This is a genomic window from Anoxybacillus thermarum, from assembly GCF_000836725.1.
Taxonomy (GTDB): domain Bacteria; phylum Bacillota; class Bacilli; order Bacillales; family Anoxybacillaceae; genus Anoxybacillus; species Anoxybacillus thermarum.
In genome coordinates, this window is the sequence record NZ_JXTH01000082.1 from 1 (window position 1) to 8,119 (window position 8,119).

Annotated in this window: 13 protein-coding genes; 5 read left to right on the forward strand and 8 right to left on the reverse strand. The window is 44.6% G+C overall.

Annotation, left to right across the window (positions count from 1 at the left end; translation table 11 throughout):
- The 4 genes from LH47_RS13425 to LH47_RS16175 form a co-directional block, all read right to left on the reverse strand.
- The coding region (locus tag LH47_RS13425; RefSeq protein WP_152619629.1) for an Rpn family recombination-promoting nuclease/putative transposase at nt 1-461 on the reverse strand (461 nt) is incomplete at its 3' end.
- Between the two features lie 388 nt (nt 462-849).
- On the reverse strand, nt 850-1,080 hold the full coding sequence (locus LH47_RS13430) for a hypothetical protein (protein WP_043968360.1): 231 nt from the start codon (nt 1,078-1,080) through the stop codon (nt 850-852).
- 145 nt (nt 1,081-1,225) lie between these two features.
- Nucleotides 1,226-1,978 (reverse strand): alpha/beta hydrolase, encoded by a 753-nt coding sequence (locus LH47_RS13435; protein WP_043968362.1) that lies wholly within the window; start codon nt 1,976-1,978, stop codon nt 1,226-1,228.
- A 53-nt stretch (nt 1,979-2,031) separates the two neighbouring features.
- Nucleotides 2,032-2,223, reverse strand: coding sequence for a hypothetical protein (locus tag LH47_RS16175; RefSeq protein ID WP_043968363.1), 192 nt, complete (start codon nt 2,221-2,223; stop codon nt 2,032-2,034).
- Between the two features lie 185 nt (nt 2,224-2,408).
- On the opposite strand from LH47_RS16175, the gene LH47_RS13445 reads away from it, so the two are divergent.
- Both LH47_RS13445 and LH47_RS13450 read left to right on the forward strand, forming a co-directional pair.
- Nucleotides 2,409-2,897, forward strand: coding sequence for a DinB family protein (locus LH47_RS13445; RefSeq protein WP_084221347.1), 489 nt, complete (start codon nt 2,409-2,411; stop codon nt 2,895-2,897).
- Nucleotides 2,898-2,979: 82 nt separating this feature from the next.
- Entirely contained in the window at nt 2,980-3,141 is a 162-nt protein-coding gene (locus LH47_RS13450; RefSeq protein WP_235341157.1) for a hypothetical protein, read from the forward strand.
- Between the two features lie 57 nt (nt 3,142-3,198).
- Here LH47_RS13450 and LH47_RS13455 read toward each other — a convergent pair.
- From LH47_RS13455 to LH47_RS15585, 3 genes are all read right to left on the reverse strand, one after another.
- Nucleotides 3,199-4,364 (reverse strand): IS3 family transposase gene (locus LH47_RS13455; protein ID WP_152619630.1). Its coding sequence is split into 2 segments (ribosomal slippage): nt 3,199-4,088 and nt 4,088-4,364, totalling 1,167 coding nucleotides; the frame shifts between segments, so codons are not numbered across the junction.
- Between the two features lie 120 nt (nt 4,365-4,484).
- Entirely contained in the window at nt 4,485-5,192 is a 708-nt protein-coding gene (locus LH47_RS13465; protein WP_042896010.1) for a DsbA family oxidoreductase, read from the reverse strand.
- Between the two features lie 98 nt (nt 5,193-5,290).
- Entirely contained in the window at nt 5,291-5,425 is a 135-nt protein-coding gene (locus LH47_RS15585; protein WP_407637168.1) for a hypothetical protein, read from the reverse strand.
- A gap of 65 nt (nt 5,426-5,490) precedes the next feature.
- On the opposite strand from LH47_RS15585, the gene mntA reads away from it, so the two are divergent.
- Together mntA and hepT are read left to right on the forward strand one after the other, a co-directional pair.
- A complete protein-coding gene (mntA, locus tag LH47_RS13470; RefSeq protein ID WP_043968371.1) occupies nt 5,491-5,895 on the forward strand; it encodes a type VII toxin-antitoxin system MntA family adenylyltransferase antitoxin in 405 nt (134 codons plus the stop codon).
- Nucleotides 5,888-6,295 carry a type VII toxin-antitoxin system HepT family RNase toxin gene (gene hepT / locus LH47_RS13475; protein WP_042896001.1) on the forward strand — a complete coding sequence of 136 codons (408 nt, stop codon included), beginning with the start codon at nt 5,888-5,890 and terminating at the stop codon, nt 6,293-6,295. The genes mntA and hepT overlap by 8 nt, the downstream gene beginning before the upstream one ends.
- Before the next feature lie 41 nt (nt 6,296-6,336).
- Here the strand turns inward: hepT and LH47_RS13480 are convergent, their stop codons facing one another.
- The gene (locus LH47_RS13480) at nt 6,337-7,551 is read right to left on the reverse strand and encodes a hypothetical protein (RefSeq protein ID WP_043968374.1); all 1,215 of its coding nucleotides are present in this window, start codon (nt 7,549-7,551) and stop codon (nt 6,337-6,339) included.
- Nucleotides 7,552-7,821: 270 nt separating this feature from the next.
- On the opposite strand from LH47_RS13480, the gene LH47_RS13485 reads away from it, so the two are divergent.
- A partial coding sequence (locus tag LH47_RS13485; RefSeq protein ID WP_043964842.1) for a helix-turn-helix domain-containing protein occupies nt 7,822-8,119 on the forward strand: 298 nt, incomplete at its 3' end.

Sequence of the window (8,119 nt, forward strand, 5' to 3'; positions counted from 1 at the left end):
AATTCAAGGTGATGGCTCCAAAGAAACTGTTCTTCGTCTTCACGAATGTGAAAAACGGTATGGAAGCGATCTGTTTCATGTGGGAAAAGGGGATAATTTAAGATGGCGATCATAATCGTTGGAGGGAGGATGTCGTACCGTTCTCCTTTCGATAGTGAAGATGAAAACAACCTTGCCCAGTAATACAATAGCCGTTCGGGCATACCGTATTGTGGGATGATTTGAATTTCAACGTGAATGCGCTCGCCGCGGTTTGTGCGAACGATGACATCTAACCGTCCAGTCTTACCGTCTTCTGTTTCTTTCGTTAGTTCGGTGTTTTCAAACTGTACGTCGATGGTGCGATCATCTCCAGTCCGATGTAGCAACGCATTTAAAAACGCCATCGTGATTGACTTTCTGCTTGGGTGGCCGAACAGTTGTTTAAACATAAAATCCATTTTTAAATCGAGGTATTGCACACAAATCATCCTTTCGTAGAATATAAGGGACAATTTGATTAAAATCGGGAAATAAGGGAAATGCAAAAGTAGAAAATTGAATTTTGCGGAAAATTTTTATGACAAATGGGGTGAAAAAGTGGGAGGATGAACCGTTTTTTAGGTTGAAAATTTAATTTTTGAAGGGAGAGAGTGATTAAAAGATAAAATAAATTCCAACTGTTTAAATTCAGCCCACTTGATCATGTGGCTGAATAGTTACAAAGCGTTTATTCTTCGCTGGACCATATCTTTGGAAACGAATAAAACGGAAAAGAGAAGAAGTTTTGATTAAAGTCTCAGATGACTAGATATCATCCACATCCATTTCAGGGGAAAGCCATTGTCGCTTTGCCTTTTTTCTTTTTAATCAAAGAAAAGGAAGACAAAAGAAAAGCCCTACAGAGATTTCTCTCCGCAGAGCTTTTCGACATACTTCGGGCGGTGACAGGCACCGATGAAGCGCGTAGTCGAACAGGCGGACAAGCGTCCGAAACGGTTCGATCTCGTCCCACGAAGCCATGAGCGGCCGCACCTGGGCAAGGGCATCCACGATTCGTTTTTCTTCAACGAGCAATGCGATCGGTTTGATATGATTCATACAAAGAAAACTCCCTTATTCTTTTTCCAGCTATTTATAAGTGTAGAACAAGCCCGGCAAAACAGCCACATATTTTTTCACAAAAATACCGACAAACAAAAAATGGCCTCTCCTTTGAACAGGATCAGCCATATACCGATTCGTTTTATCCGGCGTGCTTGGCGAAAAATTCGAGAGACCGTTCAATAATCATCGGTTGATCGTAATCGAGCGTCGCCACATGGTAGCTGTTTCGGAGGCAGACGATCTCTTTCTCCGTCGATGAAATGCCTTGAAAGATGATGTCGGCGTTTCCCGGCGGCACGACGTGATCTTCGTCGGAGACAAAAATCAACGCCGGACAGACGATGCGATCGAGTTTCGCTTTTGTCTGTGCCATCAGCCTAGTCAGCTGAAGAAGCGAAGCGGTCGGCGTTTTCTCGTATGCCAGCTCTTTCACATCCGGATTTTTCAAGTCCGAACCGATCGAATCCAGATACCTCGGCAGCTCGCCCCCGCCCGTCATCCCGGCGGCGATGGCCGGGATGTCGACAGCGGCGTTAATCGGCACGATGCCGCAGATGTCTGGGTGATGTTCCGCCAAATAAAGCGTGAGCGTCCCGCCCATCGACAGCCCGGTGACAAAAATGGTTTGGCATCGTTGTTTCAGCCATCCATATCCTTCTTCGACCGAGGCGACCCAATCGTGGAATGTCGTCCGTTCCATGTCTTCGTAATGCGTTCCGTGCCCTTTTAAGCGCGGCAGGCAAACGGTATAGCCGGCTTTCGCATACGCTTCAGCGAGCGGACGCATGCTGTGGGGCGTGCCGGTGAATCCGTGCACGAGCAGCACCCCGACCGGCCCGTTTTCGGCGTAAAACGGCTCGGCGCCCGAGAGCACCGGATATTGTTCGCTCATCTTCCTCTCCCCCTTATCTAGTCAAATCCGTTCCTCTCACTATATTCGCCACCTCACCTCTTTTTTCCTTTTTTTTGATCGGACGCCGTTACCACATCGACAACCATGACCGCCACCATTCGTGAAACAAGCCGTTGACGCCAAAATAGACGAATGCGATCCAAGCGATGCCAACTAATGCTTTCTCCATCCCTTTTCCCGTCCGATAGAGCGGCACTTTCCACCGCTTGGACGAAAACGGCCAAAACAGCGGCACCCCTGGGCGGTGACAGGCACCGATCCCAATTGGACTCCGCGCGAGCCGTGGCGGCACACTATGGCCGAGATATCGAACAAGTCAAAACCATGATCACGGCGAACACAAAACGGCTTTACAGTTGATCTTCCTTATGATACGATGAAACCAAATCTACATCGAAATGAGGGAAACATGATGGATCATAATGAGCAAGTGCGCCAACAGCTGATCAAAAGCGTTTCCGGGCTGTCGGACGAACAGCTGAACACCCGAGTGGCGGACGGAAGTTGGACGATTGCCCAAGTGCTCGAACACCTGTACTTAATCGAAACATCGATCGCAGCCATGATCGCCCATACATTAAAGCATGGCGAGAGCCAACCGGTCGAGGAGAAACCGATCCACTTGACCGTTGACCGTTCGAAAAAAGTGGAGGCGCCTGATTTCGCCCGCCCGAGCGACCGCTTTTTCACTCGACACGAACTGGAAGAAAAATTGCATCAATCGCGGCAGCGGTTGCGCCAAATCACGGAGCAAGCCAACCCGGCTGACTTGGAAGCCAAATCGTTCTCGCATCCAATTTTTGGGTCACTGAATTTGAAGCAATGGGTGGAATTTGTCGGCTATCATGAACAGCGCCACCTCGCGCAAATGGAAGAAATCAAAGCACAGCTTCCGTGAGGAGCGGGCGGCTCATCCAGGAACCAAAAAACTGGTCGAATCCAAAATCCGCAAGCGAGTAAAACACGTCCGGTAGGTTTGGATGGTCGACCCAAGCAATCGGACGATTGAAGTCATCGGCTTAGAAGACGGGCGGTTTCAAAAACGCGCAGTATTCGGCCCGAAAGATGTTTTAACGTCTTTTTTGTATCCAGATTTAGCAATTTCGCTTAATTCCATCTTGCATATGGATGATGTGGAATAAGATAAAGCCGGTCAGGATTCTGGACTGACCCACCTATTTGAGACACAGAAAAAACACCTATGCTGCCTGTTTCCTGAACTCAATAGGAGACAGGTAGTTTAATTTGGCCTGAATTCGAATTTGATTATAATAATAGATGTAATTCTGAACCATTTGTTTTACAATAGAGTTAGTGAGATTTTGTTTTTCTTGTGAATAGAATGTTTCAGCCTTTAATGAAGAATGAAACGATTCTATTACTGCATTATCATGGCAGTTTCCTTTGCGGGACATGCTCGTGGTAATGCCTTTTTCTTTGGCTAAATGTTGAAAAGCATAAGACGTATAGACCGCCCCTTGATCGCTATGGAGTAACACTTGTTTTGGTTGTCGCTCTTTTACGGCCATTTCTAGTGTCTTTAACACTAGCTGAACATCCTGTCGGTCGCTGATTTGATAGGCAATAATCTCATTATTGTATAAATCCATAATGGTTGACAAGTAAAGCATCGAAGTACCAAACGGCAAATAAGTGATATCCGTTACCCACTTTTCATTTAGTTGAGAAGCCGTAAAATCACGGTTTAAACGATTCGGTACGATGATTTTACTTTCTCCATTGATCCAGTTTTGACGTTTTTTCTTCACACGGCATTGAAGATTCCGTTTTTGCATGATTTTTTGTACGGTTTTGCGATTCAACTTGATTCCATATTTAAGCCGTAGGACTTCTCTTACCTTGCGATGACCATAACGATAATGATTCTTTACACAAATTTCTTGAATCAACCGTTCTAACTCTGATTCCATCATGAACTCTTCCCATTTCTTTTCCCATCGATAATATGTCGATCTTGGAATTCCTAAACAAGAACAGATAAGGGTAACAGGATATCTGTCTTTTAACTCTCTTACAACTTGGACCACTACTTCTGGCACCATCTCCTCTCGAGTTCCTTGTACTTTTTTAAGATTTCCAATTGTGCTTCTAGCTGACGGTTTTGCATTTTGAGCTGTTCCATTTCATTTAATTCCTGTGCCCCTTTCCCCCATACATATTGCTTCCCTACAGGCTGAGAAAACCGATGAGTTTCGCCATTTTTATACCATCTCATCCATGTCTTGATCTGCGTCTTATTTTTAATCCCTAACGTCTCCATAATTTCTCGGTTGGTATACCCTGCTTGTTTCATCTCGATAGCTTTCCACTTGATCTCCTCTGGATAATGAACTCTTGTCCCCATAAGACAAACACCTCCACAAATCGAAGTGAGTTATACATTCGATTCAGGAGGTGTTTTTTCCTTGTCCCATTTTACTGGGTCACTTCATCATTCCCTAGCCGGCTTTTTATTTGCTTGAATTTAGTCGATAGCGCAATTTTCGTCCGTGCACGTTTTTCCTTTTTCCGCAAGCAATTGTAGCGATGAGGACTGCTGTTCTTCTGCCCATACTTTTTCTAATGCTTGGCGGAATACATCGACGGGCTGAGCGCCAGAAATCGCATATTTTTGATTGAGCACGAAAAACGGTACACCGCGGACGCCGAGTTGAGCCGCTATCGCTTCCTCGTTTCGCACGTGTTCGGCATAACGTTCGCTATCAAGCACCGCTTCCGCCTCTTTCCGATCAAGCCCTGCTGCTTCGGCAAGCTCCAGTAGCACGTTGCGGTCGCTAATTCGCTTCGATTCGGTAAAATAGGCGTAAAACAGCCGCTCTACTACTTCATCAAGCTTCCCTTTTTCCTTCGCATATTGCGCGAGACGGTGGGCATCAAACGTATTGGTCGGTTTCATCGTCTCAAAACGGAACGTAAGACCAAGCGCCTCCGCTTGCTTGCCAATATCGGCGTTTGCCCGCTTCGCTTCTTCTACGGAAATGCCGTATTTTTGCGCAATCATTTCGTGAATGCTAAATGGCGTTTCTTTTTTTGCATGCGGATCAAGTTCAAAACTACGGAAGACGACCTCGACATTCTCCCGATGCGGAAAAGACGAAAGCGCCTCTTCTAACCGCCGCTTGCCGATATAGCAAAACGGACAAACAAAATCGGACCATACTTCAATTTTCATCGTCACACCTCGGTTTTGTCCTCCAGATCGGAGGGAATTTTCTTCCTTATTGTAACGAACATATCTTTCTCACTTCAAATCATCTGCTTGCCCTATCCTCACGCCATTTTTCGTCTGTAGACGCGCATTGCAGTTGTATACGCAACAATGAGAATACCTAAACACCATACGAGCGCGATCCAAATGTCATTGCCGACAGGCTTTTCTGCCAATAACGCGCGGATCGCTTCCACTACGGCTTCGACAGGTGACAGGCACAAACGAAAATAATATAATTGGAAATAGGAGGAATGGTGGCATGACGGAACAAATGGAACAAATCATAGTCGAAATGTTAAAAGATGCAGTCTCCCCATATGTTATTTATTTGTTCGGCTCAGCAGCAACAGGACACGTTCGTCCCGATAGCGATATAGATATTGCTTTCTTAAGCGATAAACGATCGTTGGATCATTATGAACGCTTTATGCTTGCACAACAATCGGCAGAGCGATTACAACGAGACGTTGACCTCATCGATTTAAAGCAAGCGAGCACCGTTTTTCAAGCACAAATCGTCAGTAGCGGCAAAGTCATCTATTGTGCAGACGAACAAAAAAAAGCGGAGTACGAATGGCGAATTCTGAAAATGTATGCGAAGCTAAACGAAGAACGAGCAGAAATTTTGCGAAACATTGCTGAAAGTGGGTCGGTTTATGATTAATGATGTCATCTTAAATAAAGTAAGTGTGGTTGAACGGTGTCTGAAGCGTATTCAGGAAGAATACGAAAACAATCCAAAACATTTGGAGAACTACACAAAGCAAGATTCCATTGTCCTCAATCTTCAACGAGCGTGTGAAGCGAGCATTGACTTAGCAATGCACATCGTCGCGCAAAAAAAGCTCGGACTTCCACAAACAAGCCGAGATGCTTTTACTCTTTTAGAACAACACGGCATCATCTCTCCATCCCTATCGCAAAAAATGAAAGCGATGGTCGGATTTCGCAATATCGCCGTGCATGACTATCAAGAACTGAATTTGACCATTTTACAAAAAATACTCGACAGCCATTTAACAGACTTTACTGAGTTTACGAAAGCAATTGTTGGACAAAAATAGGCGGTGCGAATATGCACCGCCTTAGCAACCACTTTCTAATCCTAATCCCAATGCTTCTTCCACTCATCTAAAAAGGCAGGGAGACGATGTTGATGCGGCACGATAAAACTTTGAAAATAGAAGTCCCATTTGTTCGGCTCTTTGAGAATGTTCGTGTATACATGCTCGATTTCTTTAATAAACACAATGGCGCGTCGATAGGCGGAACGCTTTCTTTCCGCAAGTAACGCTTCGACGATTCGTTTATAGTATGCAATCATTTCAAGTGGATAGTGCTTGTTCAAATACCGTTCATATGTTGATGGGCTGGAATAATCAAAAGCACGCGAACGTTTTGTCACATAGTGAAGCAGCGCTTCGCTATTTCCTTCGCTGTAGTCAATTTTCGCTTTGAGGAAAGCGTGCACAGGATGGCTTTCGAGCCAATCGTACAATTCTTGTTTCACTGTTTCTTTTTGGTTTGGCGGTGCGTATACAATCGCTTGTTGATACAGCTCATAAGAAGGACGATGGAAAAAGTGTTGTTTCAATAATTGAAGTGCTTTTTCCTTCTCTCCCATTTCATCGTACCGCTTGAACAAATAGGCATACAAGCCGTCTAGCGCCCCTTCTCCCTCTTTCAGTCCCTTCTCCGCAATTTCCAATGCTTTATCCCGATCGCCTTTTTCCTCTAAAAATAAAGCATATTCGACATAATCGCTTCCATAGCGAAGCTGCTGAGCCCGTCTTTGTTCATATGTATGCGCATCATCAAGCTTGTAGCGATAAATATCTAATATGAGCGACTGATAGTATCTATCCCCCAATGATTCTAAATAATCGACGATCGTGCGCCAATGTGTTTCAGTAGAAGCGATTTGCTCGATCCATTCCCATATCGCATCCTCAAATCCTGAGTTACCTTCTAAATATTGCTCCATTAACGCATGAATCATTTCTTCTCTAGCGCCTTCAGGAAGATGTCCGTCTTGAAGGAGCGCGAGGATTGTTTCCATATGTTCGTAAACAATGTCTTCTTCTTCCTCAGGTCCACCACCATACATATTAAATTCCTTAATAATACCGATTGCTTCCGCAAATTTCTCCCGATATTCGCGGTTATGTTTTTGTGCCGTTTCTTTGGCTGTCAAGCACCCATTTCGTTCCAAAAAATCAAGCACCCATTCTTGAACACGCTTGTCCGATCGAATTAAGTTCAACACAAGCTCCAACAATTCGTCACGAGAAAGCCGCTGAACAATTTTCTGTATATTCATGCGCACCATTCCTTTCACTGTTTCCCGTCTGTTCGTTCTACAACACCATCTTAGCATATTCTTTTGCCTTTTGTGCAAGGTGCAGAGGTAGCGGCATTAACGTGTCCATATCATCGTATTGCAAGCTCGTTTGATTTTGCATTACTTCAACTTTGTTCGGCTTACCATCACTGTCAAAGAAAAAACCTTCTATATAAATTGAAATAAAGGTTTTCTCCCGTTCCACGGCGAATAAATACAAAGAGAAAATAGGGGAACGGAGAGAAAACTATGATGCCAAATCACAAAGACGAGATCGAAAAGTTGTCCACTGCCATGAAAGAAGCAAAAAGTAAACGAGCATATGAACGCTACCAAGCGATTTATCTTCATTTGCAGGGATATACCAAAGGAGAAATCGCAACGATTATTGGTCGATCCAAGAAAACTATTTATAACTATATTCATGCCTACGCCCAGCGCGGTCTTGATGGACTGGAGATGAAATACTCACCTGGCGCCCCACGTCGATTGACCCCTGAGCAGGAAAAAGAGCTGGCTTTGATCATTGAACATCAGCTCCCCGTAG

Bases quoted from the DNA above. Each gene is read 5' to 3' on its own strand.
- LH47_RS13430 (WP_043968360.1), bottom strand. From the start codon at position 1,080: ATGAATCATATCAAACCGATCGCATTGCTCGTTGAAGAAAAACGAATC.
- LH47_RS13435 (WP_043968362.1), bottom strand. From the start codon at position 1,978: ATGAGCGAACAATATCCGGTGCTCTCGGGCGCCGAGCCGTTTTACGCC.
- LH47_RS13450 (WP_235341157.1), top strand. From the start codon at position 2,980: ATGGTCGACCCAAGCAATCGGACGATTGAAGTCATCGGCTTAGAAGAC.
- LH47_RS13445 (WP_084221347.1), top strand. From the start codon at position 2,409: ATGATGGATCATAATGAGCAAGTGCGCCAACAGCTGATCAAAAGCGTT.
- hepT (WP_042896001.1), top strand. From the start codon at position 5,888: ATGATTAATGATGTCATCTTAAATAAAGTAAGTGTGGTTGAACGGTGT.
- LH47_RS13480 (WP_043968374.1), bottom strand. From the start codon at position 7,551: ATGAATATACAGAAAATTGTTCAGCGGCTTTCTCGTGACGAATTGTTG.
- LH47_RS13465 (WP_042896010.1), bottom strand. From the start codon at position 5,192: ATGAAAATTGAAGTATGGTCCGATTTTGTTTGTCCGTTTTGCTATATC.
- mntA (WP_043968371.1), top strand. From the start codon at position 5,491: ATGACGGAACAAATGGAACAAATCATAGTCGAAATGTTAAAAGATGCA.